This window comes from Ralstonia sp. A12, assembly GCF_000801955.1.
GTDB lineage: Bacteria > Pseudomonadota > Gammaproteobacteria > Burkholderiales > Burkholderiaceae > Ralstonia.
The window spans coordinates 33,534-49,775 of the sequence record NZ_JSZO01000016.1; the positions used below are offsets into that span (position 1 = coordinate 33,534).

The 16,242-nt window shown below is 63.2% G+C and carries 11 protein-coding genes; 2 read left to right on the forward strand and 9 right to left on the reverse strand.

The genetic code is table 11. From position 1 onward, the window contains the following. Positions 1-155 precede the first annotated feature (155 nt). Positions 156-875, forward strand: a complete 720-nt coding sequence (locus PI87_RS18715) for a response regulator transcription factor (RefSeq protein WP_052321604.1) — start codon at positions 156-158, stop codon at positions 873-875. Positions 876-909: 34 nt separating this feature from the next. Here PI87_RS18715 and PI87_RS18720 read toward each other — a convergent pair whose 3' ends face one another. The 9 genes from PI87_RS18720 to PI87_RS18760 form a co-directional block, all read right to left on the reverse strand. Beyond that, entirely contained in the window at positions 910-3,894 is a 2,985-nt protein-coding gene (locus PI87_RS18720; protein WP_052321605.1) for a hybrid sensor histidine kinase/response regulator, read from the reverse strand. A gap of 174 nt (positions 3,895-4,068) precedes the next feature. Continuing rightward, positions 4,069-4,602 carry a fimbrial protein gene (locus PI87_RS28150; protein ID WP_052321606.1) on the reverse strand — a complete coding sequence of 178 codons (534 nt, stop codon included), beginning with the start codon at positions 4,600-4,602 and terminating at the stop codon, positions 4,069-4,071. Between the two features lie 2 nt (positions 4,603-4,604). Continuing rightward, positions 4,605-7,388, reverse strand: a complete 2,784-nt coding sequence (locus PI87_RS18730; RefSeq protein WP_198139585.1) for a fimbria/pilus outer membrane usher protein — start codon at positions 7,386-7,388, stop codon at positions 4,605-4,607. A 214-nt stretch (positions 7,389-7,602) separates the two neighbouring features. Beyond that, entirely contained in the window at positions 7,603-8,349 is a 747-nt protein-coding gene (locus PI87_RS18735; RefSeq protein ID WP_039599233.1) for a fimbrial biogenesis chaperone, read from the reverse strand. 70 nt (positions 8,350-8,419) lie between these two features. Next, entirely contained in the window at positions 8,420-9,079 is a 660-nt protein-coding gene (locus PI87_RS18740; protein ID WP_157003168.1) for a fimbrial protein, read from the reverse strand. A 719-nt stretch (positions 9,080-9,798) separates the two neighbouring features. Beyond that, positions 9,799-10,461 carry a response regulator transcription factor gene (locus PI87_RS18745; protein WP_039599235.1) on the reverse strand — a complete coding sequence of 221 codons (663 nt, stop codon included), beginning with the start codon at positions 10,459-10,461 and terminating at the stop codon, positions 9,799-9,801. Further along, positions 10,458-11,900 (reverse strand): sensor histidine kinase, encoded by a 1,443-nt coding sequence (locus PI87_RS18750; RefSeq protein ID WP_039599236.1) that lies wholly within the window; start codon positions 11,898-11,900, stop codon positions 10,458-10,460. Before PI87_RS18750 ends, PI87_RS18745 begins: the two co-directional genes overlap by 4 nt. 361 nt (positions 11,901-12,261) lie before the next feature. Beyond that, entirely contained in the window at positions 12,262-13,155 is an 894-nt protein-coding gene (locus tag PI87_RS18755; protein WP_039599237.1) for a LysR family transcriptional regulator, read from the reverse strand. Positions 13,156-13,167: 12 nt separating this feature from the next. Next, positions 13,168-13,827 (reverse strand): cysteine hydrolase family protein, encoded by a 660-nt coding sequence (locus PI87_RS18760; protein WP_039599349.1) that lies wholly within the window; start codon positions 13,825-13,827, stop codon positions 13,168-13,170. 287 nt (positions 13,828-14,114) lie between these two features. Here PI87_RS18760 and PI87_RS18765 point away from each other — a divergent pair, with 287 nt between their 5' ends. Continuing rightward, complete coding sequence (locus tag PI87_RS18765; protein ID WP_039599350.1) at positions 14,115-16,241, forward strand: TonB-dependent receptor; 2,127 nt, start codon at positions 14,115-14,117, stop codon at positions 16,239-16,241. Position 16,242 lies beyond the last annotated feature (1 nt).

Here is a 16,242-nt window from a genome sequence, read left to right on the forward strand (position 1 = left end):
TTTTCTTTTGTCCACCAGGTTTGACATGGTTTTCGGACGCTTCCGCTGTTCGTGCCCTGCCCGCAGCCATAGAGTCGGGGCTGTGTCTGAAAGACCCGTCCCGTGCGTGTGCGGCGGCACCCCCGATCCAGTCGTTGCCTGATGACCCATGACTCATGAATCCTGTTCTGATCCGCGTTGCAGTGGCGGATGACCACCCGGCCATCCTCTTTGGCGTCAAGCATGAATTTGCAACCAGCCCGTCGATTTTGATCGGTGGCGTGGCGCGCGACTCCACTGATCTGATCGACCTGCTCGATCGCACCCCCATCGACGTGCTGGTGTGTGACTACGCCATGCCCAGCGGCCGCTATGGTGATGGCATGGCGTTGCTGTCGTTGATCCGGCAGCGCTATCCGCATGTGCGCATTGCGGTGATGACGATGATCGAGAACCCGGCGCTGCTGCAGGCGCTTTGGGTGGAGGTGGGCTGCATCGTGAGCAAATCTGACCTCATGCACCACCTGTCTCTGGCGGTGCGTGCGGCGTTTGCCGACCGCCGCTATGCCTCGCCCAATATTGAGAAGATCCTGCGCACCATCGAGCCACCCCAGCGCGGCGCCAGCAGCCCACCACCACTGACACCGCGCGAGCTGGAAGTGGTGCGGCTGTTTGTGTCGGGCATGACGGTGAACGAGATTGCCGCGCAACTGCATCGCAGCAAGAAGACGATCAGCACGCAGAAGAACGCGGCCATGCGCAAGCTCAATATCGTGCGTGATGTGGATCTGGTGCGTTACGGCATCGAGACGGGGATCTTGCCGGCGGTGTCACGCAACGCCGATCCGCTGCATGACCAGGGCGGCCCGATCGACGCACCGCTAAGCGATGCGTGACATGGCAACGTGTGCGCCGGTGGGTTGCGCACGCCTACGCACTGCGGCGCGCAAGCACGTCTTGGGTCAGTACGGCAAGCCGCTCCAACGCGGGCTGAAGGGCGACCAGGTCATCCCCTTGCTTGGCGTGTTGCTCCATCTCTGCGCACGCATCTGAGACGGCCTGCTCGTGCACCATGGCGAACGTGCCTTTCATGGCGTGCAGGTCGCGCAGCGCAGCGTTGCGGTCGCCCGTTGAGAGCGCCACGCGCAGCGCGGCAAGCTGCGCCTGCGTTGACTGGGTGAGCGCTGTCAGGATCGCGCCTGACAAACGCCCTTCACCAATGCCGACACCGTTACCGGGCACAGGCTCGGGGGCCTGAGCCACCACGGCCTTGGCGCGCAGCATGCGGCGCAGCGTGGCATCGAGCGTTTTGAGCAGCACCGGTTTGACGAGCACGGCATCGATGCCCTCTTGTATGCAGCGGCGGTGTTCTTCCACTTCTGCATGAGCAGTCAGGGCGATGATCGGCACCTTTGCGCCCTGCGCCCGCAGACGCCGCGCGAGCCCGTAGCCGTCCATGCCGGGCATGTTCAGGTCGGTCAGCACGATGTCATAGGGCTGGGCGTTGAAGCGGTGCAGGGCAGCGTCGCCGCTGTCGGCCATGTCGACCCGATAGCCGAGCGCTTCGACCTGCATGCGGATCAGCTCACGGTTGGCGGCCTGGTCGTCGGCAGCCAATACACGTACGTGCGCCACGCTTGCCACCGGTGCCGCGTCGTTGCCAGCATCGACACCAGCGTCAGCAACGGCACCGGCATCGGCGATGGCAAACGGCAGCGTGACGACAAACTGGCTGCCCTGCCCAGGCGTGCTTTCCAGCGCAATGGTGCCGCCCATCAAGCCCACCAGCCTGCGGCACAGCGCAAGCCCAAGGCCGCTGCCGCCAAACCGGCGCGTAATGGTGGCGTCTGCCTGCACGAACGGCTCGAACAGGCGTGCCTGCTGCTCGGCGCTCATCCCGATACCGCTGTCGACCACGCGAATGGCAATGCCGGGCTTGCCGGCTGCATCTTGCTCGGCGCGCAGCGCGATCTGCACCCCGCCCTTGTCGGTGAACTTGATGGCGTTGCTGAGCAGGTTGGAGACAATCTGGCGCACGCGCGTCGGGTCACCCAGGTACGAGGGGGCGACGCTGTCACCCACGACGCAGTCGAACTGCAGGCCTTTTTCCTGCGCAATGGGTTCAAAGATGGCGGCAACCTGGCGCACCACCGTCGCCACATCAAACGGAATGGATTCAACGGAGAGCTGCCCTGCTTCGATCTTCGAAAAATCCAGCACGTCGTTGATGATGCCGAGCAGCGCGTTTGACGACGCGGTGACGGTCTGCAGCCGTTCGCTCACGGCGGGTTGCAGCGGCATGCGCCCGACCAGCTCCAGGTTGCCCAGGATGGCGTTCAGCGGCGTACGGATCTCGTGGCTCATCGTTGCCAGGAAGACAGACTTGGCGCGGTTGGCGTTGTCTGCGGCCTGCTTGGCTTCGTGCAACGCCAGTTCGGTGCGCTTTTTGTCGGTGATGTCGGCAAAGGCCAGCACCAGGACATCGGTGTTGCGGTAGGGCACCTGCGCCAGGCTGAGCGCCAGATCGATCTGGCCGCCATCGGCTGTGGCAAATGCAACGTCGTCACGTATGACACCCGCGCTGCCACGCGTGGCATAGCGGCGCACTATTTCTGCGGGCAGCGACGGGGCATCGGTAATGGCCTTGCCAGCCACCTCGTTCATCACCGGGCTGCTCAGCATGGGCATGCCGCTGCGGACGTCGATGACACTCAGGCCAATGGGCGCCAGTTCAATCAGCATCTGGTTCAGGCGCTCGGTTTCGACCACACGTTCGGAGCGTTCGAGCATCGGCACGAAGACACGCCGGTTGAACCACCACAGCAGCACCCACAGCACGGTGATCAGCCCCGCTGTCAGCAGCAGCGTCAACCGGATCTGCGGCCAGACGCTCGCCAGCACGTCGCGCCAGTGGAATGCATACACGACACGCCCACCCGCAGGACCAGGCGGCGCGGCAACCATGAAGACACCGTTGCTGGCGCGTTTGGCCACCATGCCGGGCGCGCGGGGCAGCTCGCGCACCGCTTCCAGGATCTCGGGCCGCGCGCGATCGCCCGCACTCGTTGCAACAGGAATGCCGCCGCTGCCCAAGACAACGAACGTGCCGTCAAACCGGTCGGTCGACAGCGATATCAGCACATCGGCCGGCGCGACCTCGCACACAAACACGGCAAACGGCTTGCCGGTGGTGTCCAGCCCCTGGATCGACATGCGGATCGACAGCTCGCCCGTCAACGGGTTGCGATAAGGCGCAAGCCAACGCACCGTGTGCAGGCCGGTGCCCGAGTCAATGGTGGTGGCGGGGGCGATGGATTGGCCGTCTTGCTGCGTGAGCGCATTGAACAGCGCCGGCCGGTTCGCCAACGCTGCGTCGAGCTTGGCCTGCTCGGGCCAGGGGAAGGCCGAGATCGCCAGGAAGTCGTGCGACGGTGTGTAGAGGTACGTGGTGAACCGGTAGCCCTGGATGGCGGCGGTGGTGGACAGCGTGCGCGAGACACTGTCGGTCAACGCAATGAAGCGCTCAAGGTCGGGCACGGGCGTGTTGGGCGTGGCGCTGGCAAACAACACGGAATGCAGGCCGCTGTCATGCTGGCGCACCAGTTGGCCGCCATTTGCATGAAAGCGGGCAGCATCGCCCGGGGCGGCAGTCAGGTTCTGGTTCCAGACCAGCTCGGCCATGTAGATGGTGCTGCGCAGCACGACCTCGGCCTTGGCCACCTCGCCGGCCATCCGCTGGCCCTCAACGGCCAGCTCGCGCCGCTCTGCCTCGATATGCGCATAGACCATCGACGCCACTGCAATGCCGAACGTGAGCAGTGCCAAGACGGTGAGGACGATACCGCCGCCAAACAGCGCAGAACGCCGAAAGCGGCGCATGGCCGAGAGTACGGTGGATGAGGGGGTGTTGGGCATGGCGTGGCAGTCCTGGGCGGCACGAAGCACTGCGCGCCATCTTACGTGACAAGCCACACACAAAGACAAGCGCCGACGTTGAAGAACAACGTCGGCGCATCCGGAAGACTAAGACCACACCGAGACAAAAGGGCGAAACGAACCACCCGCCCTCGCGCCCGCTAACCGGCCTTTCTAGTTGTACTGAATCGCAAAGGTGATACCGGTATCAACGGTTCCACTTGAGGCACGTGCGCCAACCTGCCAATACCCCGCCTGCAACGGGAGCGTGACCTGATTGCCGATGACGGTGGCCGTGCGCTGATTGGCCGTTCCATCGGCGCCGATCGTTCTTCCATCGCTCGATTGCAACTCGACGGCCACACCGGCTGCCGTACCGTTATTGCGATAGCGCAGCTTGTCCGTGGCATCAGACGTGCCCGAGAAGGTGAACGTTGCGCTGATCAGCCCTGCAGCGCAGTTGGTCAGCGCCAGGGTGAACGTCTTCAGCCCAGTCACCTGACCTTGTTTGAGCTGGGAGACTTTGACCGGATCCAAGGGGACCGCGTGGTCAGAGCCGCCCACACCCCATTGGCACGTGCCCGCTGTCAAACGCCCAGTCACACTCACGTTGGATGACTGGGCCAGCGCTGCAGAAGACGCGCCGCACAGCGCCAACGCTGCCAATGCGCGCCACAGCGTACGGATCGATGAATTGCTTTGTCGCATGGTTAGCCCTGCACTTCAGTGCGCGGTGACGGCGTCAACCGCGTGGAAGAAAAACGCGCCTTTGTCAGCATCGCGCCATGGGGCTGCGGCGCCTGACCGAATGCCTCGGAAAGATTGACCGGCTGCACCGCTGGTGCACTTGGCTCACTTGGCGCACCAGGCTCACAAACGGCATCAAAGCGCTCGAAACCGCTCGCAGCCGGCTTGTCTGGCAGCGTTACGTTGATGCGACAGCTGTTTTCCGCGCCCTCGCCCCAACGCACCGTCAGCGCGCCCGAAGTCAGCAGGCCCGTGGCGATGACGCGGCTGGCCTGTCCAACCACGCCAACGTTCGTGCCTTGATCGTCCACCACTTCCGCCCCGAAAGGCAGCGCCTGCCCATCGGGCTTCTGGCTGTCGATAATCACGGCGCGTCCGGCCTTGGTCTCATACGTCAGCTTGACCACCGCGCCCGCACGCGGCGCGACGCTTACCGTGGTTGACTTCAGCTCCGTGCCGGCTGCCATGCCCTTCGGGTCCAGCGTGACGGTGTTGAGCTCGTACGGGTTCAGGTTCGACACAACGGCATAGCCCTTGCGGTCAACCACGGCACCCTGGCTGTTCGACACCCGTGCGCCGGCGGCATCAGGGGCATACACCAGGCCGATGGTGTCGCCCAGCATTGGCGCGAACGTCACGCCGCCGCCGTGGACAACCAGACCGCCCGACGCACCAACACCCACCTGGCGATACCCGGTACCTTGGCTGTAGTTGGCGCCAACCTGGCCGTAGGCGCCGCTGTATCGGGTATTGGCACTCAACGCCGAACTGCCGTCGTTGCGGCCCACGGTCATGCCGTAGCCGATACGCTGGTCTTCGCCGGCATTGCCGGACAGGCTGACCTGACTGTTGCTGCCGTCCCGATGCGACTGGCTGTGCGAGGCCGAGACCGTTGGCGAGGTGACCTTCGAGCCCAGGGGGATGCTGACGGTAAAGAAGAGCCGTGTATCCCACCGTGAATCGATCGTCGGCGTGGGCGCATCGATCGCACCCGGGATCTGGTTGAAATCGCTCCAGCGCCCCGCGTTGGCAATGGACTCCCGCGTGCGTTGCGCGGTGATGCTGTAGGTCAGGTTACGCCACCGGTTCGAATAGCCAATGGTGTAGTCCAACTGACTGCCGCCGCCCGACCAGTAGTTGCGCATGGAGGCCGACACGTTGAGCGAGCCCGCCTTCTCGCCAAGCGACTGAGCGAGGTTCAAGTCGACGCGGCTGCGTTGGCGCAACACGATGTCCGTTGGCAAGCCACGCGCCGCCGCATCGCGCACCGCAACCATGTCGCTCAAGCCCACGAACCCGCTGGTGGAATAGCGATACGCAGCAACTGCCAGGTTGGTGCCGGTGTTGACGATGTTCTTGTTGTAACCCACGCGCACCGACATACCGTCGGACGACGATTGACCCACCGACTGATGCGCTTGCGTGACGTCCAGCGAGAACGCACCCACGTCGGTGTTCACAGCACTACCGGCCAGGAACGAGCGATAGCCCGATGCCAGCGTGACACCGCCGTAAGCCGTCAGGATGTTGGTCAGACCACGCTGGTAGGTGCCCTGCAGGATACCGGGCGCATCCTGCAGATTCAGTCCGTTGACCTTCCCTACCGTTGCACTCCACCGGCTGATACCCGGACGAAGCAACTGGGTCACCGTCGAGAACGGGACGACGAAGCGCTTGACGCGCCCATCGGCCTCGGTCACTTCCACATGAAGATCACCGCCGTACCCGGTGGGGTACAGGTCATCAATCACGAACGGACCCGGGGCTGCGTTGGTTTCGTAGATCAGGTAGCCATTCTGGCGAACAACCACACGCGCGTTGGTTTCAGCAACGCCACGCACCACCGGCGCAAAGCCGCGCAGCGATTGCGGCAGCATGCGATCTTCCGTCGCCAGACGCACGCCGCGCACGCGCACGCTGTCAAACATCTCACCCGAGGTAAACAGGTCACCCGCCGTGAGCTGCTCGCGCCACGCCGGCAAGTCGTGCTGAAGATAGGTCGCGGCAGCTTGATAGCCCGACCCACCGACGGACGACAGGCCCAGCGCGCCCTGGTGATACACATGCCACGAACCTTTGTGAATAGCGGCATTGATCCCCAGGTACCCGCTGGAGTAGTTGGTGCCGCCACTGTTCGTGTAGGCGTTTGCGTTATAGCTGAGGGTGGCTGCCGTCGTGCCTGCATCCCATTGCGACGGATCGACATAGCCGCGGGCCTGGCGCTGCTCGTAGATCTGGGGAACGGTGAGCGTCAGCTCCTGGTTCCCCATGTCGAAGTTCATGGTCGCATCGGGAATATAGCGACTAAGGGGGGCGCAGAAACGCCCTTCCGGCAACCGTTCGGCCTTGCCTTCTGCCGCCGCCATCGCGACTTTCCAGACGTCTACGCCGTAACGCGAAAGCGACTGTGCGTCGAGGCACAGCTGCGTCTGCTGCGAGCCGGGCTCCGTCACAAACATCACGTCTTCGCGGGCGCGCCACTGCTGGTTCAGGACCACATCGGCACGGTAGGTGCCGGGGGTGATGTAGCCGCCTTTCTCGAAGCGAGAAATATCGACCTGGCTGCTCGTACCCTTCGGGAAGAAGTCCGGGTCGAATGTCACGGTCCCAGAGGTCGAAGGAGCCGCGTCCGTCTCTTTCTCTTTCTCTGTTGGCGCGGCATAGGCCTTCGGCGCCAGTGCAGCAGCGATCATCGCAGACAGCACATAGCCACGCGGCAAGCCCAAGGCTCGCGCATGTTTTGTCATGGCGTCACGAGGCGACATCCTTACCTTCTCCAGATAAAAGCAGCAGGCGGCCGTACCGCCTCACCAGAGGCGGCATAAGCCATACAGATTTTTTGAAGGGGGGAACCGTTTGGGGGCGCAGCCGGTGTTTGCTTGCTGCCGCAGCACGCGGCGTCAGCTACCGGCGCGACCGCCTCGTCAGAGGCGGCACCCGCCTATGACTGCGAGACGACAATCAGCGCGCGAGCGGCGCTTGCTTCTGGACCAGCGAGCCGTAGTCAGTAATGACCGTGAAATCGGCCTTGATGTCACCCGAAGGGGTATGCGTCACATCCTTGAGCGGAAGTGTCGCGCTCTGCCCAGGAGCCACCATACCGCCGTCGCCATCCAGGGTTTTGCCGTTGACATCGATGCCAACCCGGGCAAAGTTGACATGGTATGGCGTGGAATTGGTCACCTGCAGCGCCAACGCTTTGCCTGCCTCGGCGGGCATCAGCTTCCACGTGAGTTTGTCTGCGGCCTGGTCAACGTCACCTGCCAGCTTGGCAGGGCGGAAAAACAATTTGATGCGTGTGCGGAACGCAAACTGCAGCCGGTTGCGTCCGTCTTTGTTGTCTGCCTTGGGTGGCACTTCCAGCACGTTCACCCAAAACAGCGATTCTTTATCTGTCGGCAGTGGTTCACCGGTATACATCAGGCGTACGGCCTGCCCCTTTCCTCCGTCCATGCGGAAGATGGGTGGCGCCACCGTAAAGGGAACCTTGGCCGAATCCGGTGTCGATTTTTCGTCGCCGTCATCCAGCCAAACCTGAACCAGCGAGGGGATCTTGGCCTCGTTGCTCAGCTTGACCGTGACTTCTTTTTCATCAGCCGGATAGACGATGCGCGTACCACCAATGACAACGGTAGCGTTGGCACCCACCGAGAACAATCCAACCGCAATGGCCAGACCTGCCATGACATAACGCAATACGTTGTTCATACAGTACCTCGCTGAAGGGTAATGGCATCGGTGCCACATGTGACACCGATGCCCTTGTAACTGAGTGCTTTTAGTTGTAGTACGCGGTGTACTGCACGCGCGTGGTCACCGCACCTGGCGTGGGCGTTGCCGTGCCGGTGGCGAAGTACTGTGCACCCATGTTGATCGTCGCAGTGTTGTTGGTAATCGGTGTCATGGACTCAACGAACTCGGCCGCGTTATTCAGGTCGATCGTCGTGCCGCTCGTGCCCTTCGTCAGTTGGACGTTGGTGTTGGTTGCGGCGTTATCACCCGCGACGTTGAGCAGCGTACCCGTAGCCGGATCAACATTGCTGCCGCCGCCAGCGCTGAACGACAGACGAGCAAGCTTGCCGTTCACACACGAGCCTTGACCCGGGCCGCCAACGATCAGATTGAACGCCTTGTGATTGGCAGTTTTATTTGCCGCCAGCACCGATGCGCCAACCGGGTCCAGCGCCACGCTGACGTTGCCTTTGCCGCTGTCGGTACCTGCACCGCCTGTAATCGTGCAGGTTTCGTCGCTCACCGCACCGGTCACTGTAATCGTTCCGCCACTGAAAACCTGAGCCTGAGCGCTGCCCATTACCAGAATGCCTGCGGCCATTGCGATGGCGGACACAAACTTGATGCTCTTCATGAGACTACTTCCTTGTTGGATAAATAATCGTTTTCTCATCGGTGTGATGAGGTTCTTTGCGACAAACCCCACGACAAACCGCGTAACAGACAGCGGCCAACAGACTTCACCTTATCTACGGCAACCCGCGCCTTGAATGAGGTATGTCTGATATCCGGACACCGCAAGAACACGGCATGGCGTGCTGGCGGATACTAGGAGATGCAAGCCAAGGAGGCCATCGGAAAAGGCTGAATTTGCGCAAGATGCCAGGGCGTTCCAATCGCCGTCAGTGGCAACGCAATGACCAAGGGCTACGTGCCGACAGCCATCTTCAACGCCGCCATCTCGCGTGTGTCCCCACCCTCGCGATCGAGCGTAAATTCGACCACAAGTTTGGCTCGAAACGCGTATCAGCGAGCGCGTCACTGATCAGGCATCGACTCATTTCGATGCGTCCGTGATCCTTGTCGATTTCCCGGCGGTCTCCCAGGCAATCCCGATAGAGCCGAGAGCTGCCCGCGCGGCTTTAAACACCTGGCGGCTGCGCTGATGCTGTGTGCCCTGGTTTTCCTTGGCCACTAGCATGTAGTCGCACCAGCGTCGATGATGCGCCGGGCAATCTCCCGCTGGCATCCTACGGCGCCGACGGTGACAATCGCGCCCTTGAGCTGCAGTGCACCCATACCCCCCACCCAAGCCCGCTCACAAGCCCTACTCACGACGCGTTGACTCGCCTTTGGTTTTCGTGCGATTGCCCTGTGCATACTCCCGCTACCTGGCCATCGATACGAAAACGACGTTGTCCCCTACTAAGCCATTGACGTGTCGGACTGCAATGCCGCTGCATCCAGCAGCATTGCGTAGGTGCGTACCAGCTCAACCACCGAACTCGTCCGCAGCTTGTCAAACACGTTCGCCCGATAAGTCTCCACGGTCCGTGGCGACAAACCGCCCAAATCACGTGCGATCTCTTTGTTGCTCAGGCCTCGAACAATGCCGTTGAGCACCTCGCGCTCACGTGTGCTGAGTGTGGCGATGCGCGCGGCGCGCTCCTGTTGTGCGCTGCGGCTGCCTCGCGACTGTGTGTGACGGCGGATCGCGTGCTGAACCACACCGATCAGCTCGTCGTCGTCCACGGGCTTGCGCAGGAAGTCGAGTGCGCCGCCCTTGAACGCCCTTCGACAGGAATCGACGTTTCCATGACCGGTCATGATGACGATCGACAAATCGGGACGATTGCTCAAGCGATCCAGAAGGTCCAGGCCACTTATGCCGGGCATCCGGACGTCAAGGAGTGCGCAGCCGAGCGCGCTATCGTCGGCGTCGGCAAGGAAAGCGCTCGCGTCCGGATAGCAACGCGTCTGCAAGCCGACCGTACGCAGCAGTAGCGCAAGGCCATCGCGCACGGCCTCATCATCGTCAACGATGGCGACGATGGAGGTTGTTGTATGCAATTCCAGATTTGCGTTCATGCTGGTTCTTCTGCAAGCGGGAGCATCAGCACGGCCTCGGCGCCGCCGGACGGCAGGTTCTGTAGGGTCAATGCGCCGTCCAGGCGTTGGGCAAGCGTGTCGCACAGCGGCAGGCCCAGGCCCAAACCGCCAGAGCGCGTCGTGAAGAAGGGTTCGAACAGGCGAGGCAGGATGTCTGCAGGCACGCCCGGGCCGTTGTCGACAACGCTGAAGCGATAGCGTCGCCCGACGCGGCTGCCGCTGACGCGAATCTCACCGCGCATGCCATGGCGAGGTGCAGCCACGAGGGCATCGCGCGCATTGCGGATCAGGTTGTAGAGAATCTGCTCCACTGCCACCTGCTCGCCGAGCGGTTGTGCGCGCGGTGCAGCATTGCTCCACACGAGGTGAATGCTGTCGCGTGCCAGTTCATCGCGAAACAGGAACAGCAAGGTGCCGATCAGTGCGTCGGCATCGATCGCACTGCGTTTTCCCGCTTGCGTGGAGGCAACGGCCGTGCGCAGCCGATCGAGGATGGCGGCTGCGCGCTTGGCCTGCGCGACACCGGTTTGCAGCGCCCGGCGCACGCTGTCCTGCTCGGCGGGCATGTCGAGCATGCGTTCAGCAGCGCGGACGTGCGAGATGATGGCCGTCAGCGGTTGGTTGAGCTCATGCGCAAGGCCGGCGGCCATCTCGCCAAATGTATCCAGCCGGCCGAAGCGATCGATGCGCGCCCGCGTGTGTTCGCGCCGACGGATTTCCCGCAGCCGCCACACCCCCGACGCGCCCAGCGCGATCAACACGGCGACGGCGTTCCAGAGCGCAATCGGGAGCCACGGCAGGTCGGCAAGCGTCAGGGTGCGCGTGGTGTCCAGCACGAAGGCCTGCGGCTGCACGGGGAGGTGCTTTTCGAGACGAAGCGTCCAGCCCGGCTGCGCATTCGATTCGGCACGTTGCAATAACCCGAATGTGTGATCGCGCAAGCGCAGCGCGGCAGACGACACCGACTCCGGCCAATCGCCCGCATCAAACATCCGGGACGGCTCGACGCGCACCGCCCAGCCGCTTCCGGCAACAACCCAGTACGCCTGTGCGCCGTCAAATTCCAGCGCGAACTTCCCGTTGTTGGCATGTGCGAGTGCGGCTGTCGGCATGACGCCCCCCTCTCCTTGCCATCCGACGCTGGGCGTCCAATGCGCGATGGCCGTCACCTGCGGCATGCGCTCGCGCAGGCTGTCGAGCATGTCTTCCGGCGGTGCCGCAAGCGGTGTTGCGCCCAGCGTCGCCAGGATGGCCTCGTGTTGCGCGGCCTTCTGGCTGAGCTGCCGGATGGCGATGCTCGAATCCTGGAAGAAGCGGTTGTACGCCTCGGAAACGGCGCGTGAGACGATCAGCGCCGTGCCCGCCAGGCTCAGCGCAAGCCAGGCCAATAGGAGGATGAGGCGGGAGGGAATCTTCATGGAGGTTCTTGTTGCCAACTGGCGTTGTTGATTGTCTTGGCTGCAGCGGCCAAAGACTCGGCACTCGCCACGCTGGCAAGGCGAAGAAAGGGCTGTGGGTTGTTCATCACGCGGCGCTGGACGGGTTCGCCATCGAGATCCTGGCCAACAGTGTTGGCAGGACCGTAGCCGCATTTCCGGTCAGAAGACCGGCTGAAACAGCGTCTTTGCATGCAGGAGAGTCGAAACAGAAACGCAGGTCATGCCGGTGGCAGACGCCGGGCGCGTCACAATTCGGCACGCATTCGAATGTACCGACGGGCGGCGACTGGGCGAATCAGAACGGTCTGATTCGGTGGAGAGTCCGTGTGCGGGTTACCGGCTACTGCGCGCGGTAGTACTCGCGCATGTAGTCGACGAAGGCGCGCACCTTGGGCGCGACATGGCGCGTGTGCGGATAGAGCGCGTAGTAAAGGCGCTTGCCGAGCGTGCAGCCCGGCAGAACATGAACCAGATGCCCACGCGCCAGCGCCGGCCGCACGGTGTTCCACGTAAACGCCGCAATGCCGACGCCCGCCAGCGTGGCGGAATAGGCGGCGGTAATGGCATCCGTCGTGAGCCGCACGTCCAGCGCCACGCGTACCACTTCGCCCCGCGCGGGTTCGATCACCCACTCAGTGGCCGTCTGTGAGCCAGAAAAGGCGATCAACGCGTGCTTGGTGAGTTCTTGCGGCGTGGCCGGCAACCCGTGTCGGGCCAGATAGGCCGGCGAAGCGACCAGCACGATATCGGACTCGACCAGGGTTCTCGCGACAAGGCTGCTGTCACCCAGGGGCTGGCTGATCCGCAGCGCAACATCAAAACCGTCTGCAACAAGGTCGACCATCTCGTCGCTGCACGACAGATCGAGATGGATGTCTGGATAGCGCTGTTGGAACGCTGGCAACCAGTCGGCAAGCTCCAACGTGCCGATGGCCAGCGGTACGCTCACGCGCAAGGTGCCGGCAACACGCTGGTGCTCATTTGCCATGGCCTGCGCGGCGGCTTCTACGCGGGCAAGAATGTCGACGCAGGCGTCGTAGTAGCGTTGCCCTGCGGCCGTGACCGCAAAACGCCGGGTCGTGCGATTGAGCAATTGCACGCCCAGCTCGGCTTCCAGCCGCTTCAACTGCCTGGAGATGGACGAGTGCGTGCTGTCGAGGCGCTCCGCAGCAGCAGAAAACCCTTGCGCCTCGACGATGGCGCAGAAGACGCGCATGGCAAGCAACTGGTCCATCAGATAGAGGTGTTAGCGCAGAGGCAGATGCGTGATTTCAGACGTCGTCATGACATCGCCGAAGGTGTCTTCGACTTCCGCCAATGCGGCACGATGCAGCGCGTCCTTGTCGATCGTCTGGCCGTTTGCACGCGTGATGTCGCGCGTGGCAGAGGCGTCGGATGCTACCACGACGCTATAGCCCAGCGGGGCAGCATCCCGCGCGGCGCCTGCCACGCAGGCGTGGGTCATCAGGCCTGCAATCACCAGCGTCCTGATGCCTTTGCCCTTCAGTTGCTTATCGATATCGGAGCTGGCAAACACGCTCACGGTGTCCTTCTTCACCACGATGTCGGTTGCGCGCGGCTCCATGCCCGGCTGGAACTTCACGGTGTCGCCGTCTGCGGCAAACACGGCAGAGCCGGCCGGCGTGACGTGCTGCACCTGGAACACCGGCATCTTGTTCTTGTCGGCAAACGCGATCAACTTCTTGGCGTTCTCGGCGGCCTTGGCGCCGTCCGGAATGGGCATCTTGCCGGTGGAGTATTCGTTCTGGAAGTCGATCACCACCAGTGCGGTCGTCTTCGGATCGAGATGATCCAGCGTGCCGGCACCCGCCATGGCGCGAATGGTCGGATGCACATTGGGCTGCGCTGCGGAGGCGTTGGACACCACGGCGGCCGTGAGCGACATGCCGGTGGCAAGCGTTTTGATGAAGTGGAAAAGACGGAAGGTCATGGCGGCTCCTGAGGAAAAGGTCAGGAGCGCAGTCTGTCAGCGCACTCTGGTCAGGGCCAGACCAGTTGGGCCACAAGATTTGTGCATGGCGCGCACAAGTTGCTGCCCCCACCGACCGGGCGGCCCAGCCCACCTAAGCGGCCCGTCAGGTGATACCGGCGGACCGGCATACGGCTTGCATAACCAGCGCCCGCATCAACCATCACAACCACACCCCGGGGAGACTGCGCGACATGCGGCGCATGGGAGTCATCTTGTCGGTGCGGCGGCAACGGCCGCGCCTGCTGCAAACCTTGTTGGGCACGGCCCTTCTGCAACCGCTGGCCGTGATGGCTGGTGGCACACAGCAGAACGAACTGGCACTGGATGCCACCACCGTGCATGCACCGCAAAGAGGCACACGCACCGATATCGACACGGCCAATACAGGTTATGTGTTACGCGCGCAGTTGGAGAACCGCCCGCTGCTGCGCCCCGGTGAGCTGCTGGAGACGGTGCCCGGCCTGATCGTCACGCAGCACAGCGGCGACGGCAAAGCCAACCAGTACTTCCTGCGCGGCTTCAACCTGGACCACGGCACCGACCTGTCGACGACGGTGGCCGGCATGCCCGTCAACATGCGCACACACGCGCATGGGCAGGGCTATACCGACCTGAACTTCGTCATCCCGGAACTGCTGAACGGCATTGCGTACCGCAAGGGGCCGTATTTTGCGGAGGAAGGCGATTTCTCGGCCGCGGGTTCGGTACGCATGGATTACGTGGACCGATTTCCCGATGGGCAGCACGGCATCGCGCAAGCAGAAATTGGCGAGCACGGCTACAAGCGTAGCCTGCTCGCGGGGTCAACGGCATTGCCCGCAGGCACCCTGCTCTACGGCTTTGAGTGGCTGACCGAAAAGGGCCCATGGGCGGTGCCCGAAGGCGTGCACAAGCTCAACGGCGTGCTGCGCTACACCGTGCCGCTGGGCGGCGGCGAGCGCCTGCGCATCACGGGCATGGCCTACAAGAACGCCTGGCAATCTACCGATCAAGTACCGCAGCGCGCAATCGATCAGGGCCTCATCTCGCGCTTCGGTGCCATTGACCCAACCGACGGCGGTGCCACTTCACGTTACAGCCTGTCTGCCGATTGGCTTCGCCCGCTGGGCGACGGATTGGTCAGTGCCAATGCCTACATCATCAAAAGCCGGCTCACGCTGTTCTCCAACTTCACCTACGCGCTGGACAACCCGGAGCGTGGCGACCAGTTCATGCAGTTCGAGAACCGCACTACGGCCGGTGCCAACGCCACGCGCACGTGGTTCGACAGCCTGGCTGGGTGCGACAGCGAAACCGAGATCGGCACGCAAGTCCGCTATGACCGGTTGGACCCGATCAGCCTGTCGCTGACCGACGCGCGCACGCCGTATGCGCTGGTGCGCAGCGACACCGTGAACGAAACCAGCGCGGCACTCTACGCGCGCAACAGCACACAGTGGACGCCCTGGCTGCGCACCGTGGCCGGCCTGCGTGCCGACCAGTTCTGGTACGGCGTCGGCAGCAGCAACCCGAACAACTCCGGACGCGGCACAGACCACATCGTCAGCCCGAAGCTGAGCCTCATCCTCTCGCCCACCACGCAGACCGACGTGTTTCTCAACTGGGGGCGCGGGTATCACAGCAACGACGTACGCGGCGCAACCACGACAGTCGACCCAAGCACAGGCAACCCCGTACAGAAGGTGAATGTACTGGTACCTGCCGTGGGATATGAGGCCGGCGTGCGCACGCGCAATGTGTTGCCGGGGCTACAGCTGTCTGCGTCGTTATGGCGGCTGGATATCGGCTCGGAACTGGTCTTCTCGGGCGACAGCGGCACCACCGAGCCGAGCCGCCCAAGCCGGCGCACGGGCATTGAGCTGGCCGCCTACTACACGCCTCGGCCCGATCTCATCATCGATGCCGATGCGGCGTTCTCACGTGCCAGGTTTCGTGATCATGAAGCGGTGGGTGACGACATTCCCGAGGCCATCCAGACCACCGCGTCAGCCGGCGTGTCGTGGTCTGCCGGCCGTTGGATGCTGGGCGCACGGCTGCGCTACTTCGGCCCGCGCCCGCTGATTGAAGACAACAGCGTGCGCTCAGCGTCGTCGTTCCTGGTCAACCTGAAGGCGGGGTACCGGCTGCGCAAAGACGTGCGCGTATTTGTGGAGGTGCTCAACGTCTTCAACAAGCGCGCCAACGACATCGACTACTACTACGCGTCGCGCCTGAAGGGCGAGCCTTCGCCGGTTGATGCCGAGGGTGTGGCGACCGGCATCCCGGACCACCACATCCACCCCACCGAGCCGCGCACGGTGCGTGCGGGCGTCGCCTGGAATTTCTGAT

Bases quoted from the DNA above. Each gene is read 5' to 3' on its own strand.
- PI87_RS18715 (WP_052321604.1), top strand. From the start codon at position 156: ATGAATCCTGTTCTGATCCGCGTTGCAGTGGCGGATGACCACCCGGCC.
- PI87_RS18720 (WP_052321605.1), bottom strand. From the start codon at position 3,894: ATGCCCAACACCCCCTCATCCACCGTACTCTCGGCCATGCGCCGCTTT.
- PI87_RS28150 (WP_052321606.1), bottom strand. From the start codon at position 4,602: ATGCGACAAAGCAATTCATCGATCCGTACGCTGTGGCGCGCATTGGCA.
- PI87_RS18730 (WP_198139585.1), bottom strand. From the start codon at position 7,388: ATGACAAAACATGCGCGAGCCTTGGGCTTGCCGCGTGGCTATGTGCTG.
- PI87_RS18735 (WP_039599233.1), bottom strand. From the start codon at position 8,349: ATGAACAACGTATTGCGTTATGTCATGGCAGGTCTGGCCATTGCGGTT.
- PI87_RS18745 (WP_039599235.1), bottom strand. From the start codon at position 10,461: ATGAACGCAAATCTGGAATTGCATACAACAACCTCCATCGTCGCCATC.
- PI87_RS18750 (WP_039599236.1), bottom strand. From the start codon at position 11,900: ATGAAGATTCCCTCCCGCCTCATCCTCCTATTGGCCTGGCTTGCGCTG.
- PI87_RS18755 (WP_039599237.1), bottom strand. From the start codon at position 13,155: ATGGACCAGTTGCTTGCCATGCGCGTCTTCTGCGCCATCGTCGAGGCG.
- PI87_RS18760 (WP_039599349.1), bottom strand. From the start codon at position 13,827: ATGTCGCTCACGGCCGCCGTGGTGTCCAACGCCTCCGCAGCGCAGCCC.
- PI87_RS18765 (WP_039599350.1), top strand. From the start codon at position 14,115: ATGGGAGTCATCTTGTCGGTGCGGCGGCAACGGCCGCGCCTGCTGCAA.